The sequence below is a fragment of the Roseibium salinum genome (genome assembly GCF_026240905.1).
GTDB lineage: Bacteria > Pseudomonadota > Alphaproteobacteria > Rhizobiales > Stappiaceae > Roseibium > Roseibium salinum.
This window is the reverse complement of record NZ_JAPEVI010000003.1, coordinates 3,359,106-3,375,960: the sequence shown is the minus strand read 5'-3', so window position 1 is coordinate 3,375,960 and position 16,855 is coordinate 3,359,106. Positions and strand designations below refer to the sequence as shown.

Annotated in this window: 15 protein-coding genes; 8 read left to right on the top strand and 7 right to left on the bottom strand. The window is 64.1% G+C overall.

Translation table 11 applies throughout. The features are described from left to right. The first annotated feature begins 156 nt into the window (after nt 1–156). Genes ON753_RS20145 through ON753_RS20120 form a run of 6 tightly spaced genes read left to right on the top strand, consistent with a single transcriptional unit; the run spans nt 157 to nt 5,614 of the window. Nucleotides 157–609 carry a c-type cytochrome gene (locus ON753_RS20145; protein WP_265964839.1) on the top strand — a complete coding sequence of 151 codons (453 nt, stop codon included), beginning with the start codon at nt 157–159 and terminating at the stop codon, nt 607–609. A gap of 23 nt (nt 610–632) precedes the next feature. Continuing rightward, a complete protein-coding gene (locus ON753_RS20140) occupies nt 633–2,003 on the top strand; it encodes a cbb3-type cytochrome c oxidase subunit I (RefSeq protein WP_265964837.1) in 1,371 nt (456 codons plus the stop codon). Continuing rightward, nucleotides 1,978–2,817, top strand: a complete 840-nt coding sequence (locus tag ON753_RS20135; RefSeq protein ID WP_265964835.1) for a CbbQ/NirQ/NorQ/GpvN family protein — start codon at nt 1,978–1,980, stop codon at nt 2,815–2,817. The genes ON753_RS20140 and ON753_RS20135 overlap by 26 nt, the downstream gene beginning before the upstream one ends. Before the next feature lie 10 nt (nt 2,818–2,827). Then, nucleotides 2,828–4,765, top strand: coding sequence for a nitric oxide reductase activation protein NorD (locus ON753_RS20130; RefSeq protein ID WP_265964833.1), 1,938 nt, complete (start codon nt 2,828–2,830; stop codon nt 4,763–4,765). A 2-nt stretch (nt 4,766–4,767) separates the two neighbouring features. Further along, nucleotides 4,768–5,334, top strand: coding sequence for a cytochrome c oxidase subunit 3 family protein (locus tag ON753_RS20125; protein ID WP_265964832.1), 567 nt, complete (start codon nt 4,768–4,770; stop codon nt 5,332–5,334). 7 nt (nt 5,335–5,341) lie between these two features. Continuing rightward, a complete protein-coding gene (locus ON753_RS20120) occupies nt 5,342–5,614 on the top strand; it encodes a hypothetical protein (protein WP_265964830.1) in 273 nt (90 codons plus the stop codon). Here ON753_RS20120 and ON753_RS20115 read toward each other — a convergent pair. Continuing rightward, on the bottom strand, nt 5,604–6,164 hold the full coding sequence (locus ON753_RS20115) for a DUF4202 domain-containing protein (RefSeq protein WP_265964829.1): 561 nt from the start codon (nt 6,162–6,164) through the stop codon (nt 5,604–5,606). The two genes, ON753_RS20120 and ON753_RS20115, sit on opposite strands and share 11 nt — an antisense overlap. Beyond that, nucleotides 6,164–6,868, bottom strand: a complete 705-nt coding sequence (locus ON753_RS20110; protein WP_265964827.1) for a Crp/Fnr family transcriptional regulator — start codon at nt 6,866–6,868, stop codon at nt 6,164–6,166. Before ON753_RS20110 ends, ON753_RS20115 begins: the two co-directional genes overlap by 1 nt. Nucleotides 6,869–7,379: 511 nt before the next feature. On the opposite strand from ON753_RS20110, the gene ON753_RS20105 reads away from it, so the two are divergent. Continuing rightward, on the top strand, nt 7,380–7,763 hold the full coding sequence (locus tag ON753_RS20105; protein WP_265964826.1) for a c-type cytochrome: 384 nt from the start codon (nt 7,380–7,382) through the stop codon (nt 7,761–7,763). A 109-nt stretch (nt 7,764–7,872) separates the two neighbouring features. On the opposite strand, the gene guaD is transcribed toward ON753_RS20105, so the two are convergent. The 5 genes from guaD to xdhA all read right to left on the bottom strand — a co-directional run bounded on the left by guaD (nt 7,873) and on the right by xdhA (nt 15,637). Then, a complete protein-coding gene (guaD, locus tag ON753_RS20100) occupies nt 7,873–9,231 on the bottom strand; it encodes a guanine deaminase (RefSeq protein WP_265964824.1) in 1,359 nt (452 codons plus the stop codon). 68 nt (nt 9,232–9,299) lie between these two features. After that, on the bottom strand, nt 9,300–10,883 hold the full coding sequence (locus ON753_RS20095) for a xanthine/uracil/vitamin C permease (RefSeq protein ID WP_265964822.1): 1,584 nt from the start codon (nt 10,881–10,883) through the stop codon (nt 9,300–9,302). Between the two features lie 72 nt (nt 10,884–10,955). Further along, on the bottom strand, nt 10,956–11,810 hold the full coding sequence (gene xdhC, locus ON753_RS20090; RefSeq protein WP_265964820.1) for a xanthine dehydrogenase accessory protein XdhC: 855 nt from the start codon (nt 11,808–11,810) through the stop codon (nt 10,956–10,958). A gap of 4 nt (nt 11,811–11,814) precedes the next feature. Further along, complete coding sequence (gene xdhB / locus ON753_RS20085) at nt 11,815–14,157, bottom strand: xanthine dehydrogenase molybdopterin binding subunit (RefSeq protein WP_265964819.1); 2,343 nt, start codon at nt 14,155–14,157, stop codon at nt 11,815–11,817. A 16-nt stretch (nt 14,158–14,173) separates the two neighbouring features. After that, nucleotides 14,174–15,637, bottom strand: coding sequence for a xanthine dehydrogenase small subunit (gene xdhA / locus ON753_RS20080; protein ID WP_265964817.1), 1,464 nt, complete (start codon nt 15,635–15,637; stop codon nt 14,174–14,176). Nucleotides 15,638–15,836: 199 nt separating this feature from the next. Here xdhA and ON753_RS20075 point away from each other — a divergent pair, with 199 nt between their 5' ends. Beyond that, entirely contained in the window at nt 15,837–16,736 is a 900-nt protein-coding gene (locus ON753_RS20075) for a LysR family transcriptional regulator (RefSeq protein ID WP_265964816.1), read from the top strand. Nucleotides 16,737–16,855: the final 119 nt, after the last annotated feature.

The window sequence follows — 16,855 nt, the reverse complement described above, 5'->3', positions numbered from 1 at the left end:
CCGAATTGTCGCAGGCGCGCTTTCAATGCCGCAAGGAACCGCCCCGTTTCCCGCCGGCCTCCGCGCAGGAAAAGGCCTGCTTGACTTTGGTTAAGGAAAAGCCCGCCGGTCCTGTCACTTTCCCGGCCAGGATCAACTCGGGGAAAGGAACGCACGATGCGCGAAGTCATGACCAAAAGCATGGCCCGAAACATATTTTACGGCGGGTCACTGTTCTTCATCATCATCTTCGTGGGCCTGTCCATCCACACTCACCTGTACATCGTCAATACGTCGACGGATGCCAGCACGCTCAACGAGAGCGTCGTCGCCGGCAAGCGGGTGTGGGAAGACAAGGCCTGCGTCAACTGTCACACGATCCTCGGCGAAGGCGCCTACTACGCCCCCGAGGTCGGCAACGTGATGGCGCGCTGGGGTGTCCTGGAGGATCCGGACGCAGCTTTCGAGACGCTGAAAGGCTGGATGGACTCCATGCCCACAGGCATTCCGGGCCGCCGGCAGATGCCGCAGTTCCACCTCACGGACGAGGAAATCCGGGACCTCGCGAATTTCCTGATCTGGACCAACAAGATCAACGCCCAGGGCTGGCCGCCCAATGACGCCGGCTGATCCGAACGCGAAAGGACATGAACATGAAATACCAATCTCAGAAGGTGGCCCTGGCGTATTTCGCCGTCGCCCTGGGCCTTTTCGCCATCCAGGTCTCGGGTGGCCTGCTGGCGGGCTGGGTCTATGTCTCGCCCAACTTCCTCTCCGAGCTCCTGCCGTTCAACATCATCCGGATGCTGCACACCAACAGCCTCATCGTCTGGCTGCTCCTCGGCTTCATGGGCGCGGCCTATTTCCTGATCCCGGAAGAAGCCGAGCGGGAGATCCATTCGACGAAGCTGGCTTATCTCCAGCTGATCATCCTGGTCGTCGGAACGCTGGGCGTGGTGCTGACCTATGTCTTCAACCTGTTTGAAGGCAACTGGCTGCTCGGCAAGGAAGGGCGCGAGTTCATCGAACAGCCCCGCTGGGTGAAGGTCGGCATCGTCGTCGCCGCGCTCATCTTCCTCTACAACATCACCATGACGGTGCTGAAGGGCAAGAAGACCGCGATCACCAACATCCTGCTTCTGGGCCTGTGGGGTCTGGCGCTGCTGTTCCTGTTCAGTTTCTACAATCCCGGCAACCTGGCCCTCGACAAGCAGTACTGGTGGAACGTCGTCCATCTGTGGGTTGAAGGTGTCTGGGAACTGATCATGGCCTCCATTCTCGCCTACCTGATGCTGAAGCTCACCGGCGTCGATCGCGAAGTGGTGGAGAAATGGCTCTACGTCATCGTTGCGGCCGCCCTGTTCTCCGGCATCCTCGGCACCGGCCACCACTATTACTGGATCGGGACACCCGCCTACTGGCAGTGGATCGGTTCGATCTTCTCCTCGCTGGAAGTCGTTCCCTTCTTCGGCATGATGGCCTTCGCCTTCGTCATGGTCTGGAAGGGCCGGCGCGATCATCCCAACAAGGCCGCGCTCCTGTGGTCGCTCGGCTGCGCGACGCTGGCCTTCTTCGGAGCAGGTGTCTGGGGCTTCCTGCACACCCTGCATGGCGTCAACTACTACACCCACGGCACGCAGATCACCGCCGCTCACGGCCACCTGGCCTTCTTCGGCGCCTATGTGTCGCTCAATCTGGCGATCATCAGCTATGCCGTGCCGATGCTGCGCGGCCGTGATCCCTACAACCAGGTGCTCAACATGGCCTCCTTCTGGCTGATGGCCGGCGGCATGACCTTCATGACCTTCGTCTTGACCTTCGCCGGCACCATCCAGACGCATCTGCAGCGCGTCAACGGCGAGTACTTCATGGGCGTCCAGGACCAGCTGGCCCTGTTCTACTGGATGCGCTTCGGGTCCGGTGTCGCGGTTGTTCTCGGCGCGGTGCTGTTCATCTACGCGATGGCGGTCCCCCGGCGTGAAATCATCGAGCAGGGCGATGCCGTCGCCGCGGCTGCGGAGTAAATGTGATGGAAGGAAGTGTATCCCTGGCAAGAGGGGCGGCCGACGCCCCTTTTACCTCTCGCAAGGCGACGAGTGCGACGTCTTTGAGGCCGCCTATGCAAACGGCCTGCCGGTCCTGCTGAAAGGCCCGACCGGCTGCGGCAAGACCCGCTTCGTCGCGCATATGGCTGCAAGGCTCGGGCGCAAGCTCTACACGGTCGCCTGCCATGACGATCTCGCCGCGGCGGATCTTATCGGCCGGTACCTCCTCAAGGGCGGCGAAACGGTGTGGGTCGACGGACCCCTGACCCGCGCCGTGCGCGAAGGCGCCATCTGTTACCTCGACGAGGTCGTGGAGGCGCGCAAGGACGTGACCGTGGTTCTGCATCCGCTCACCGATGATCGCAGGACCCTGCCGATCGACCGGACGAGCGAGGAACTGGCGGCCGCGCCCGGCTTCATGCTGGTCGCGTCCTACAACCCCGGCTACCAGAATATCCTGAAGACCCTGAAGCCCTCCACAAGGCAGCGGTTCATCTCCCTGGAATTCGACTTCCCGGCCCCGAAACTGGAAACGGAAGTGGTGGCCGAGGAAAGCGGGCTGGACCGGGAGCGGGTCGCTGCCCTCGTCCGGTTGGCCGGCAAGCTGAGGGCCCTGAAGGGCCAGGATCTGGAAGAAGGCGTCTCTACCCGCCTTGTCGTCTATGCGGCCACGCTGATCGCCCAGGGAATGCCCGTCGAACGGGCCATCCGGGCTGCGATGATCGAGCCGCTGACGGACGACGAGGACGTGAAACGCGGGCTCCTTGATCTTGTCACGGCCGTGTTTGGGTGAGGCCAGACCGATGGGCAAGATCGACTTCGAGCCATGGGAACCCGAAGAAACTGTCGGGAAACTGTGGCACGCGTTTGCAAGCCGCCTGGATGCACCTGAGGTGCATCATGGAGCCGCGGTCGACCTCCACGAGGTCGGCGGGCGGCTTGCTGTCCTTTTCCGGGGGCTCGGCGGAGCCCACAATGTGGAACTCCGCCCGGTCGCCGCTGAAGTCTCCCGCCACCGCCTCGGTTTTCTGAGGCGGCTCGGCACGGACGCGGAGATCCTGCCGCGCGCCAGCTTCGACGGCGAGATCCTGCGCCTGCCTGCCAGGCTGGCGGTGTTTCCGACCCGCGAAGCCAATGCGGCGCTCTACATCTGGCTGACGGCCCTGGTGGCCAATGCGGCCGGACATGCGGCCGAGACCGATCCGCTCTGCGCGGATCTGCGCAACCTGCAGATGACGGGCGCCATGGTCCGCGAAACGCTGACCCATGCGCCCGGACTGCGCGATCTCTATTCGGCGCTCGCTCGCGAGGCTCTGCTGCAAAGACCGGAGGCTTCCCTGCCGGCGGCCGAGCGGCGGGTCGAAAGCCTCGTGCGCCATATGCTGGGAGACACCGGCCAGTTGACCCCGGATGTCCTGGCCCTGAAAGCGGCCGTCGACACGGGCGAACTGGAAGGTATTTCAGCACCGCGCGGATACCGCCCCTTCCGCCCTGTCCCCGTCTGGCCGGATCTGCGCGACCTGGTTTTTTCAAGCGGCGACGCGGTCGAGAATGCGGAAACGGAAGGTGACCCGGAAGAAGCCGGCGGCAAGACCGTTCGGGCCCGCAGGCGCAAGGCCGACCAGGCCGAACGCCAGGACAGCCTGGTCCTGCACAAGTTCGAGGCCATCCTCAGCTGGGCGGAGTTTTTGAACCTCAACCGGCGGGTTGATGACGACGACAATGACGATGCAAAGAAGGCCGCCGACGATCAGGAGGAAATCGGCCTCGGCCAGATTTCCAAGGCTCCGGCAACGCGCCTGAAACTGCATCTGGACCTGGCGCCAGAGGATGTCGACCGCGAGCGGCTGTCCGGACGTATCCTTTATCCGGAATGGGACACGCGCAGCGGCCGCTACCTTGAGGACCACGTCTGCGTCCTTGCCAGCGTCGTCGATGCCGACCCTGAAAAGGGTACCATTGCCGTCGACCCGCGCGCCGCCCGGCGCATCCGCTCGGTCAAAAGACAATTCGAGGCACTGCGCCCCGGCCGGGTGACGACACGCGGCCATCTGGAAGGCGATGGGCTGGACATGGACGCCGCGGTGCGCTCCCAGGTGGAGCGGCTGGCAAGCGGGACCGGCAATGAGCGGATCTGGCTGCAGACGCGCCCCGAGGCCCGTGACCTGGCGGTATCCATTCTGCTCGACGTATCGCGCTCCACCGAAAGCGCGGTTTCGGGCCGTGCGGTGATCGATATCGAGCGCGAAGCGCTTACGGCACTTGCCTGGGGGCTGAACGCCTGCGGCGACGATTTCGCCATTTCCGCCTTTTCCTCCCTGAAGCGCCACCGGGTCTATCTCCAGACCTGCAAGCGTTTCGACGAGCCGATGACGGCGACTGTCGAGCAGAGAATCAGTGGGCTGAGGCCCGGGTTCTATACAAGGCTGGGCGCGGCTCTGCGCCACACCTCCGCCGAGCTCACCACCCAGTCCCGCAAGCGCAAGCTGCTTCTTGTGATCACGGACGGCAAGCCGAACGACCTCGACCACTATGAGGGGCGCCACGGCATCGAAGACACTAGAATGGCCGTCCGGGAAGCCCGGCGTGCCGGACAGTCGGTGTTTGGCGTGACCGTAGACAAATCCGCGAAATCCTGGTTCCCCCGGCTTTTCGGTCAAGGCGGATTCGCGGTGATCCCGCATCCCGACAAGCTGACCCAGGCACTGCCGCAGATCTATCGCCAGCTCGTGGGAGGATAGTCTTGGATCATTCCGAAACCGGTTCGGGAGCCGGGGCGCTGGACGAACTGCCCGGCGAGCTGATGATGTGGGTGCTCATCGTCAGCGAGTTGCTCGTCTTCGGGGCGGGGCTGGCGGCGTTTCTGGGCGTCAGGATCACCGATCCGGCCGGTTTCAGGGAGGCGCAGTCCCATCTCCACCCGGCACTGGCGGGCCTCAACACCATCATCCTGATCACCAGCGGATTTCTTGCCGCCCGCAGCCTGGCGCTGAGGGAGGCGGGAAAGCGGGCCGCATCTCGCTGGCACCTGGTCGGCGCCATGGGACTTGGCGCCGCTTTCCTGGTGATCAAGGTCCATGAATACGTGGAAGCGGCGGCGCAGGGGATCTCCACCGAAACCCATGCCTTTTTCACCTTCTACTATCTGCTGACCGGGTTTCACGCGGCCCACGTCGCCGCCGGTATCGTGATCCTGGGGCTGGTCGCCTGGAAGGACGCGCCGGGCAATATCGAGGCGGGAACCGCTTTCTGGCACATGGTCGATCTCGTCTGGGTGCTGTTGTTCCCTGTCATCTATCTGCTCGGATGAGGCGCCCATGACCATGGATCCGATCACCCGCGCATGGCTGACCTTGATGGTCTTGAGCGCCGCCTCCGTCCTCGCCGCACTCGCCGCGGGCGCGTCGTTCGGTCACAGCGCCATCGGCGCAAGCGTGTTGCTGTTTGCGTGGATGAAGGCCCGCGTCATTCTCTCGCGCTATCTCGGCCTGTGGCAGGCGCCGGGCTGGCGCGCGGGCTTCAACTGGGTTCTCGGGCTTCACTGCCTGCTGCTGCTCGGCCTGTTTCTGATACCCGAAGTCAGCCGGTGAAAGCCGCCGCCAGCGGTTCGGGAAGGTCGAATTCCCTGATCACCCTTTGCCTGGCCTCGTCGGACATCTTGCGCGCGGTCTTGCCGACGATGTCCTGCACCTTGTCGTCCGGGTGCTTGGCCGCAAAGGGCGCGAAATACCATTTCAGGAACACGAAGCAGATGACGTCTTCGAGCGCCTGCACGTCGTCGTGACGCTTTATGCCTTCCTTGCGCAGCATCCGGCCGGCCGCCGCGATATCCTCTTCCGAATAGCCTGCCGCGGCCATGATCTCGCCGACACGTTCGGCATGATGGCGCGCCAGGTCGCGGCGCCACGCATGATAGCCCGCCTTGCCTTCGGGATAGGTGCCGCGCGGCAGGATCCAGCGCTCGATATGCTGGCCCCTCGCGGCGATCTTCAGCGGCTCGGGAGCATCCGGAAAGAGACGGTCGAGTTCGGCGCTCATCCGCCGGCCGTAAAGCTGAGCGGCCGGCTCTCCGTCTTCCAGGCTGGGATCTGCGGCGTTTGCCGCGTCGATCGCTGTAAGGGCGTTTTCCAGTTTCATCATCAGGCTTTGTGCCAGGCGTCAACCGGGTCAGTTTCGGAGAACGCACGCAGCCGGTCAATATCCTCGATCGCCGCATTGTTGCGATTGATGTGGACGCCCGCGGATTTGAGCCGCGCGAAGGACCGCGACAGGCTCTCCGGCTTCATGCCCAGACGGCCGGCGATGAGGAACTTGTCGTAAGGAAGCGTCACCTCGCAGCTCCCCGTCTCCTGCTCGCACAGCTCCAGCAGGAATTCGGCGACCCGCTGCGGGCCGGTCTGCGCCTTGAGCTGCTCCAGTTGCGAGACCAGCGAGTGAAGATGGGCAAACGTGGACGCCAGCACGGACACCGCAATGTCCGGGTCCTTGCGCATCGCTTCCAGCAGGGCGCTGCTCGGGATCCGCATGACCTCGCAGGCGGTGACGGCTTCCGCCGAAACCGGATAGGCAAGGCCGCGGAAGGCGACGGCCTCTCCGAAGCTCTCGCCCTTGGCAAAGACACTCACCACCGCTTCGCCGCCATTGGGTGCGATCCGGTAGAGCTTGACCCAGCCGTCCGTGACGATGTGGATTGCGTGGGCGGTCTCGCCCTGCAGGAACAGGGTCTCGCCACGATCATATTCGCGCCAGCTCGACATGCTGAGAACCATCTCCTGGATTCCCTGCGGAAAGCTTTTCAGCAACAGCGAGTTCTGCGCAATTTTCCTGCGGCGGTCGTTCGGCATTCTGGCGGATCCTTATCAGGTCGGGCACGGAAACCTGCTCGAATCAAGGCCGCCAGTCTACACACCTGACGCGCGCGGGCACATGCGGTGAAATGCGGATCTTTCAAACCTCTGAAACTGTGCAAATGGCGGTCGGTGAAGCCGGATCCGAACGGGCAAAGCCGCGCGCCGCCCCCGCATGCAGAATTGCCCGGGATCTGTTGACGAAAGTCAAGGAGCCCGTGAAGCGCTGGCCGTTTTCTAGCTACGTGAAAACGTTGGCATTTTATTCGGCCGGGTCCGTTTCAGAGGCACGGGGCGGAGGCGGGGGGTATGGATCGCTTTCGCTCGAGGGAAACGGCCGATAGTGCCGGGCCGGGTCCGGGCCGCCGGAGCATCCCGCGATTGGAAGAACGCAGACAGGATGCTTCCGCGGCTGACAGAGGCCCGGCCCGGTTTGCCGCAATCAGCTTGGCGCCGCCCCTTTCCGGTTCTCCGGCACGGAGGTCGGCACGAACGGAAAGGATCGAATATGAAACATGCAATCTTCTGCCTCGCGGCAATCGCGGGTCTGGTTTTCACCGCTCCTGCCTCTGCCGAAGGCGATGCAGCTGCCGGTGAGAAGATCTTCAAGAAGTGCCAGGCCTGTCATGCGGTTGGCGAGGGCGCGGCGAACAAGGTCGGCCCGGCCCTGAACGGCATCGTCGGCGCGCCCGCGGGGCAGGTCGAGGGTTACAAATATTCGAAAGGCATGATCGAGGCGGCCGAAGGCGGTCTTGTCTGGGATGAGGAGACGCTGGGGGCTTATCTCCAGAAGCCCAAGGACGTCGTTCCCAAGACCAAGATGTCCTTTGCGGGCCTGCGCAAGGACGCGGAAGTTGCCGACGCCATCGCCTATCTGGAGACTTTTCAGTAAGCAAGTTTGCCGCGGTCGGATGAGTCAATCCGGTCGCGAAATGCGCTTGCCGGCCAGCCCGCCTCCCGTCGAAAGACGGCGGCAGGTTGGCCGGTCTTTTTTAAGTTGCTCAGACAGCAGCGACCAGTTCCCTGGGGCTTTTCTCGCGCCGGGGCGGCAGACGTCCGATGGCTCCCTTCTGGGGCCGCCCGGCCACGTAGACTTCCTCGATCGCCCTGTCGTCGCCGAGCATTTGCAGGACGAAGAGTTCCTCGCTGAGCGTGCCCGCGCGCTCCATGCGCAGGGCCATGGCGTCGGTCGTCCTTGAATCCAGCACCACCACATCGGCTTCCGTTCCCTCGTCCAGGGTGCCGATCCGGTCTTCCAGGCCAAGCGCGACCGCATTGCCGCGCGTGATCCAGTGAAAGGCGCGCAAGGGGTGAAGCTTCTGGTCCTGCAACTGGAGGATCTTGTAACCCTCGTTCAGCGTCTGCAGCATCGAATAGCTGGTTCCGGCGCCGATATCGGTGGCGATCGCGTTGACGATACCCCTGGCACGCAGGCCGGCATCGTCGAAAAGGCCGCTGCCGAGGAAGAGGTTGGACGTCGGGCAGAAGACCGGCCGTGCGCCGGTTTCCGCAAGGGCGTCGATCTCGCGCGGCTCCAGATGGATCGAATGGCCGAGCAGCATCCTGGCTCCGACGAGGCCGTAGGCCTGATAAACGTCCAGATAGTCGCGGGCCTGCGGGTAGAGCTCAAGCGTATAGGCGATTTCGTTCCGGTTTTCCGAAAGATGGGTCTGGACGAAGCAGTCCGGATGCTCAGTGGCAAGGGCGCCCGCCATTTCCATCTGCTCGGGTGTCGAGGTGATCGCGAAGCGGGGGGTGATCGCATAGTGCGCCCGGCCCCGGCCGTGCCACCTGGCGATCAGTTCCTTACTGTCGTCATATCCGCTTTGCGGCGTGTCCCTGAGGCCGTCCGGGGCATTGCGGTCCATCAGCACCTTGCCGCCGACCACCCGCATGTTGCGCCGTTCGGCTTCTTCGAAATAGGCGTTGGCGGACGTCTTGTGCACCGAGCAATAGGCGACGCAGGTCGTCGTGCCGTGGTTGATCACGAGATCGAAGAACCTGCCCGCCATGGCGGAGGCGTGCCCCTCGCCGGCAAAACGCGTTTCTTCGGGAAAGGTGTAGGTGCTGAGCCAGTCCAGAAGCTGCGCGCCCCAGGAGGCGACCACCTGTACCTGGGGGAAATGGATATGGGTGTCGATGAACCCGGCCATCAGCAGCTTCGGCCGGTGGTCGGCGATCTCCGCATCTCCGGCTTCCGCAGTCAGGTCAGGGTAGGACCCGCGCCTGCGGATCATGCCGTTTTCGATCAGCAGCGCACCGTCCTCGATATAGTCGAAGGACGCCGTGTCGTCGGGGCCTTGCGGTTCCGACCTGAAGGAGAGCAGACGTCCGCGCAGGAGCAGGCGATCAGGTTGCATTGTGCGATATCCCGTTTCTCGAAAATTCGGGGCGGAAGGACCGCCCCGAAGGTTGTGACGTGGCAGGGTCATTCCCCCGGAGTGACCTGTGGTTCAGGCAACCGGCCCGCTTCCGGTTCGACGGCCTCTTGCTTGTGAACCATCGGATAGATGAACAGGAAGGCCGCCGCGATCAGGTATCCGAGGCTGACCGCGCCGAAGTCCGGCCAGTGCAGCGTCGCGGAATGGATGATGCCGATGGACGCCATGGCAAAGGCGGCGAAGGCGAATCCACCGGCATTGCGGAACCTGCCGTCGATGACGCTGGCGACGATCGCTCCCCAGATCAGGCCGGTCAGGATGGCACCCTGGCTGAGCGCCAGGTGACCCTCGTAGTGGGCTCCCTGCTGCAGCAGCGCGGCCGTCAGTGCCGGATCGCCCAGAGGCAGTACGCCCTCGGCCCCGGTGGCATTGAGAGCGCCCATCAGCGAGCCCCACTTGATCACCAGGAAGCTGGAGACGTGGGGCATCATGGCGATGGTGACGGCGGCCATGTGCTCGGTCTTCACTGCATGGGCCGTGTTGGTGATGAGGCTGAGGGCGACGAACACCAGGACGGGTGCGGCGGCGGCAACCGGGATCAGGTTGTTCAGGAACGCAAGCAGCCCGAAGAACGCCGCCAGCGGGATCACGGCGCCGACGCCGATCACGTATCCGGCATGGGCGCCCATGCGCTTGTAGGCCGGATGGCCGATATAGGCGGTGGTCGGGAAGGGCGAGCCGAACAGCGCGCCGATCATGGTGCCGGCACCGTCGGTGATCTGGCAGGTCGCGACCGGATAATGGTCCCCGGCAGCCTCGGCGCTTTCCACGTTGTTCATCGTTTCGATAAAGTTGTAGATCTGCACCGGAACGAGCACCAGGAACAGTTCCGGATGGCCGAAGAGATGCTGGATGCCGACGATCAGGTCACCGAAATAGGGAACGGGCGGATAGAAACCGACGCCCTCGAAGGTGACGCTTGACTGGCCGATCGCCAGGGCCACGACCGTGCCGACGATGAGCGCCAGCAGTCCGGCCGGGATGTTGAACGGCAGCCGGAAGCGGCCGACGAGGCCCCAGAGAATGATGATCATCGAGGCAAAGCCGATGAACGGGTTCTCGAAGACGATGGCCAGCGGCACTGTGCCGATGAACACCAGCGCGATGCCGCACAGCGTGCCGAGCATGCCGGCGCGCGGCGTGACCTTTTTCAGCCACGGTCCGACGATTGCGCCGAGCGCGGCGACGATCCCGCCCATGAAGCCGGCGCCGATGCCGACCTGCCAGGCAAGCAGCGGATCATTGGTCGACCAGTAGATCGGGCCGATCACGCCGAAGAGATAGACGAACATGACCGGCGTCGAAATGCCGTAGGGCAGTGCGGTGACGTCCCGGCCATGCCGTGCGGCGGCACGCTTTGCCAGCAGCACATAGACCGCGACACCGGCGAGAATTGCGATCGCCGCGCCCGGAACGATCCGGCCGTAGACGATCTCCGCCGGCATCTGGAACACGAACTGGCAGATCCCCGCCAGCACCATCAGATTGACGAGATTGTCCGTGAACAATGCCCAGAAGGCACTGAAGTCCCCCCGCGAAAACAGATTGTAATCGTACCTCCCAACCCGCATTTCGGGTCTCCTTTCTCGATTGAACCGGCTGGTTCCGCCATCTCTCCCGGTCCGGCGGAACGGCCGTCATTTTCACTGTGCCGCTTCCAGCAGCACAGCCTCCCTGTTGCCGCTGGAAGCCCGGGAGCCCGTCGTCAGGGCTGTCAGGACTTCGGCGGCCACAAATGCGGCGATGATTTCGGGTCTCTTGTCGCGGCTTGCCGTTGCCCCGATGGGGCAGGTCAACCCGTCTATGGAGAGCCCGTCGCAATGGCTTTCGCACCAGGAACGCAGCCTGGCGCGCTTCGTCGCCGAGCCGATCATGCCCACATAGGCGGCATGGCCGATCTCGAGCGCGGCCGAAGCCAGCAGGAAATCCAGGCCGTGATCGTGGGTCGCGACGACGAATGCGCTGCCCGGCGGGGCCTTGTAGATATCGACCTCTGGAATTGCGCTGCGGCGCTTGTCGACAGCGGCCGTCGATTGCGCCAGTTCCCCTTCGCGCATGTCGACCAGCACGCAATGCACCGGCGCATGCTGCATGAGATTTGCGAGCGCCCGGCCGACATGGCCGGCGCCCATGATGTAGACATGCGGCTGCTGCTCTTCGGCATCCTTGAACCGGTCCAGCGCGTCCCGGCGGTCCTTGCGGCTCATGCGGGTCAGGTGCAGTTCGACCCGGCCGCCGCAACACTGGCCGATTTCCGGTCCGAGGGGCAGGTCGAGCCAGCGGCTGAGCATCCCCTCCGCCAGCAGGGTGCGGGCCTCGTCAATGGCGATATGCTCCAGCCGCCCGCCGCCGATCGTTCCCAGAAGTCCGGACGCGGTGACGAACATTTCCGTGCCTACCCCGCGCGGCGAGGATCCGCGCACGCGGGTCAGCGCGACGCGAATGGCCGGGTTTCCCGTGTCGAAGAAGTCGGCTGCGTGGGTGAGGAGCGCGCTCATGGCGTTACGCGCCTTCCTTCAGCCGTTCGATGGCCATGAGAACCCGCTCCGGCGTCGCCGGTGCGTCGAGGCGCGGGCATTCCCGGTAGTCCGCGACGCTGGCGACGGCCATGGACAGGGCTTCGAACACCGAGACGCCGAGCATGAACGGCGGTTCGCCGACGGCCTTGGAGCGCTTGATGGTCCGTTCGCGGTTCTCCGACCATTCCGCCAACTGCACGTTGAAGATGCGCGGCCGGTCGGAGGCGAGCGGGATCTTGTAGGTGGACGGGGCATGGGTGCGCAGGCGCCCGGCCTGGTCCCACCATAATTCTTCCGTCGTCAGCCAGCCCATGCCCTGCACGAACGCCCCTTCCACCTGACCCTTGTCCAGGATCGGGTTCAGCGACTTGCCGACATCGTGGAGGATATCGGTCCGGTCGATACGGTATTCACCGGTGAGCGTGTCGACGGAGACCTCCGAACAGGATGCCCCATAGGCGAAGTAGTAGAACGGACGGCCCTTGCCGGCGGCGCGGTCCCAGTGGATCTTCGGCGTCTTGTAGAACCCGGCGGCCGAGAGGTGGATGCGGGCCATATAGGCCTCGCGTACCAGATCGCTGAAGGAGACCGTCGCCTCGCCGATCCGCACCACGTTGTTGTGGAAGACGATTTCCTCCAGGGCTACGGACCACTTTTCGGCGGCAAAGGCGATCAAGCGCTCTTTCAGCTGTTCGGCGGCATCCAGCGCCGCCATGCCGTTGAGGTCCGAGCCGGAGGATGCCGCGGTCGCGGACGTGTTCGGCACCTTTTCCGTGGTCGTCTTGGTGATCTTGATGCGCTCGAAATCGACCTGGAACGCATCGGCGACCACCTGGGCGACCTTGGTGTTGAGGCCCTGGCCCATTTCGGTGCCGCCATGGTTCAGGTGGATCGAACCGTCATTGTAGATGTGGATCAGCGCGCCGGCCTGATTGTACCAGGTGGCGGTGAAGGAAATGCCGAATTTCACCGGCGTCAGCGCGATGCCCTTCCTGATGATTGAGGAGCGGGCATTGTGCTCAAGAATTGCCTCGCGGCGAGCCTGATAGCCGCAGCTTGCCTCCAGTTCGCCGATCAGGCGCGCCAGAATGTTGTCCTCGACCTCCTGGTGATAGGGCGTGAGGTTCCGTCCGTCGGTGGCGTCGCCATAGAAATTGGCCTTGCGGATCTCCAGCGGATCCTTGCCGAGCGCATAGGCGATCTCCTCGATCATCCGCTCGGCCGCAACCACGCCCTGCGGGCCGCCGAAGCCGCGAAAGGCGGTGTTCGAGACCGTGTTGGTCTTCATCGGCCGGCTGCGGAGGCGGACATGCGGGTAGTAATAGGCATTGTCCGCGTGGAACAGCGCACGGTCGGTCACCGGGCCGGAAAGGTCGGAGGAATAGCCGCAGCGGGCGGCAAACGTGCCGTCGACGCCTTGAATGCGGCCTTCCTCGTCAAAGGAAACGTCGTAGTCGACCACGAAATCATGGCGCTTGCCGGTCGCCGTCATGTCCTGGTCCCGGTCCGGGCGGATCTTGACCGGCCGGTTCCATTTCTTCGCGGCAATGGCGGCGACGGCACAGAACAGGTTCATCTGGCTTTCCTTGCCGCCGAACCCGCCGCCCATGCGGCGCACGTTCACCGTCACCGCGTTGGAGGGAACGCCCAGGACGTGCGCCACCATGTGTTGCGCTTCGCTCGGGTGCTGGGTGGAGCAATGGACGGTGACATCGTCATCCTCACCCGGCAGGGCGAAGGCGATCTGGCCTTCCAGATACATGTGGTCCTGGCCGCCGATGCTGATCTGCCCCTTGATGCGGTGCGCGGCAGAGCTCAGGGCGGTTTGCGCGTCGCCGCGTTCCAGCTTCAGCGGTGCGGTGACATGCGGGTAGCCGGCTTCCTGCGCGCTCAGCGGATCGAGCGCATGCGGCAGCACCTCATAGTCGATCCTGGCAAGCTCGGCGGCGCGGCGGGCTGCGTTCCGGGTTTCGGCGATAACCGCAAAAAGCGGCTGGCCGTGATACTCGGTCTTTTCCGTCGGAAACACAGGCTCGTCGTTCTGGCCCGTCGGGCTGATGTCGTTGCAGCCCGGCACGTCCTCGGCGGTCAACACGCCGATCACGCCGGGAGCCGCGAGCACCGCGGAAAGGTCCATGCCCTTGATGAGCCCGTGCGCGACCGTCGAAACGCCCAGATAGGCGTGCAGCGTACCCTGCGGCTCGGCAATGTCGTCGCAATATTCGGCCCGTCCGGTAACGTGCTTTTCGGCGCTGTCGTGCCGCCGGTCGGCGTGGACGCCGCCGCTGATGGATGTGCCGGCTTCAGTGATTACGTCGTGTTTCATGGCTCAAATCTCACTGTCACGCGGAAAGCAGGTCGACCGGCTCTGCGGTCGTGTCGTCATGGGCGAGGTAGAAGCGCAGCAGGAGGTTGCGCGCGGTGCTCATCCGGTACTGCGCCGAGGCGCGCCAGTCGGTGAGCGGGGTGAAGTCCGCTTCGAGCGCCTTGCCCGCCGCGGCAAAGGCGGCCTTGCCCCAGGGCTGGCCGCGCAGGGCGGCTTCGGCTGCGCCTGCGCGTTTCGGCGTTCCCGCCATGCCGCCGAAGGCGAGGCGGCAATCCGTGATGACGCCGTTGTCGACCGTGACGCAGAACCCGGCCGCGATGGACGAGATATCCTCGTCGCGGCGCTTGGAGATCTTGTAGGCGGCATCGAGCTGGCCCGGAGCGGGGCGCGGGATCACGATGCGCTCGACGAATTCGCCCGGCGCGCGATCCTGCTTGCCGTATTCGATGAAGAAATCCTCCAACGGCAGCGTGCGCTGGACCTGTCCCTTGCGCAGCACGATCTGCGCGCCGAGCGCGATCAGGACCGGCGGCGTGTCGCCGATGGGCGATCCGTTGGCGATATTGCCGCCAATGGTGCCCATGTTACGAACCTGGCTGCCGGCAATGCGGTCCCAATAGGCGCCAAGATGCGGGAACCGCTCCGTGATCGCTCCCTGAGCCTCGGAATAGGTGACGCCCGCGCCGATTTCCAGGGCGCTCTCCGTCAGATGGATGGCCTTCAGATCACCCAGGTTTCCGATGAAGACGGCCGGGCCGATCGGGCGCATGAATTTAGTCACCCACAGGCCGACATCGGTCGCTCCGGCGACGATGGTCGCCTCCGGCCATTCGCTCAGGATGTCGGCGAAATCCGCGACATCGGCCGGAATGATCGCCCGGTTGTCTTCCGGGCCGGTAACCACCCGCCTGCCATCCTTGAGCGCGCTCAGGCGGCGGGTGATCTCGTCCCGTTCACCTTGAAGAAAATCGTTGGCCGGGGAGCCGTAGCGATTGGCCGCCATCGCGGCCGCGACGATCGGCTGGTAGCCCGTGCAACGGCAGAGGTTGCCCTGAATGGCGGATTCGACTTCGTGTTCCGCCGGCTCCGGATTTTCCATCCACAGCGCATAGAGCGACATGACGAAGCCCGGCGTGCAGAAGCCGCACTGGCTGCCGTGGTAATCGACCATCGCCTGCTGGATCGGGTGCAGTCCGCCGTCCCGTCCTTTCAGGTGTTCGATGGTGACGACATGGCAGCCGTCGAGCGAGGCAAGGAAGCGGATGCAGGCGTTGACGGTCTCGTATTTGAGGGCGCCGTCGTGCAGGCGCCCGACCAGGACCGTGCAGGCGCCGCAATCGCCTTCCGCGCAGCCCTCCTTGGATCCCGTCAGGCGGCGTTCCAGTCTCAGATAGTCCAGCAGCGTCTGGTCTGCGGGCACATCGCCGGCGGCAACGTCGGCGCCGTTCAGCAGAAACCGGATTTCTGTACGGTGGGTCATCGCGTCCTCAGCTAACAGTCTCTTCCCATCTGGGTACGGTACCGCCGGCGACTGGCTCGAAAAATCCGGTGAATCCGGAAATACTTTCAACAATTCATTGAAAAAGCGCCGGGACTGCGAAACTCAGGAAGTGGTAAGCTGGCGGAAACCGCTAGGCGCGCGGCCGCGACACGCGACGTTTGAAACGGGAGGACGGGACATGGCCTATCTGGAATCCTTGCGTGTCTTCACGCGCGTGGTCGAACTCGGCAGCATCACGTCCGGCGGACGGGATCTGCGACTGACCCCGGCCGTTGCCAGCAAGCGCATCAAGGAGCTGGAAAAGCACTTGGGCGTCCGTCTTTTCAACAGGACGACACGCTCCCTGACGCCGACCGAGGTCGGCAAGGTCTTCTACGATTACGCGGTCAAGGCGCTGGAATCGATCGAGGACGCGGAAATGGCGGTCGCGAGCTTTTCCGACACGCCCCATGGCGTCATCCGGGTCACCGCGCCGCTCGGCGCGGGCCGGCGGATCATCGCACCGCTGGTGCCGCGCTTCGTCGAACTCTATCCGGCAACGGAAGTGCACATGCGCCTGTCCGACCGAAAGGTGGATCTCATGGCCGACGGGCTGGATCTCGCCTTCTTCATCGGCACGCCGCAGGATTCCAACCTGAAGCTCCGCAAGATCTCCGATTGCCCGCGCGTGCTGTGTGCGTCTCCGGAGTATCTGAAGAAACACGGCACGCCGCAGACGCCGGACGACCTCCTGAGCGAGGATCACAACTGCCTGCTGCTGCGCTATCCGCGCTCGCCGGAATATTTCTGGGTGCTGCAGACGCCGGACGGGCCGCGAAAGCTTCAGGTCGCCGGCAAGTTCGACGCCGACCATGGCGACGTCCTGACCGACTGGGCGCTGTCAGGCTACGGCATCGTCAACAAACCGCGCTTCGACGTCGCCCAGCATCTGGAAAGCGGCCGCCTCGTCGAAGTCCTGACGCATACGCCCCCGCCGCCGACCATGTTCGGCTGCCTCTATCCCCACCGCCGCCTGCAGGATCCCAAGATCCGGCATTTCGTGGATTTCGTCATCAGGCACGCGGATGTGAGCGGGTAGGATAACGTATCGCGTTCTGCCCACGTCATTCCGGACAAGTGAGGCGCAGCCGAGCGCTGATCCGGAATCCAGACATAATTCGCGCTGAAAGCGCGGCCGATTTTACTTAAAAAAGTGTT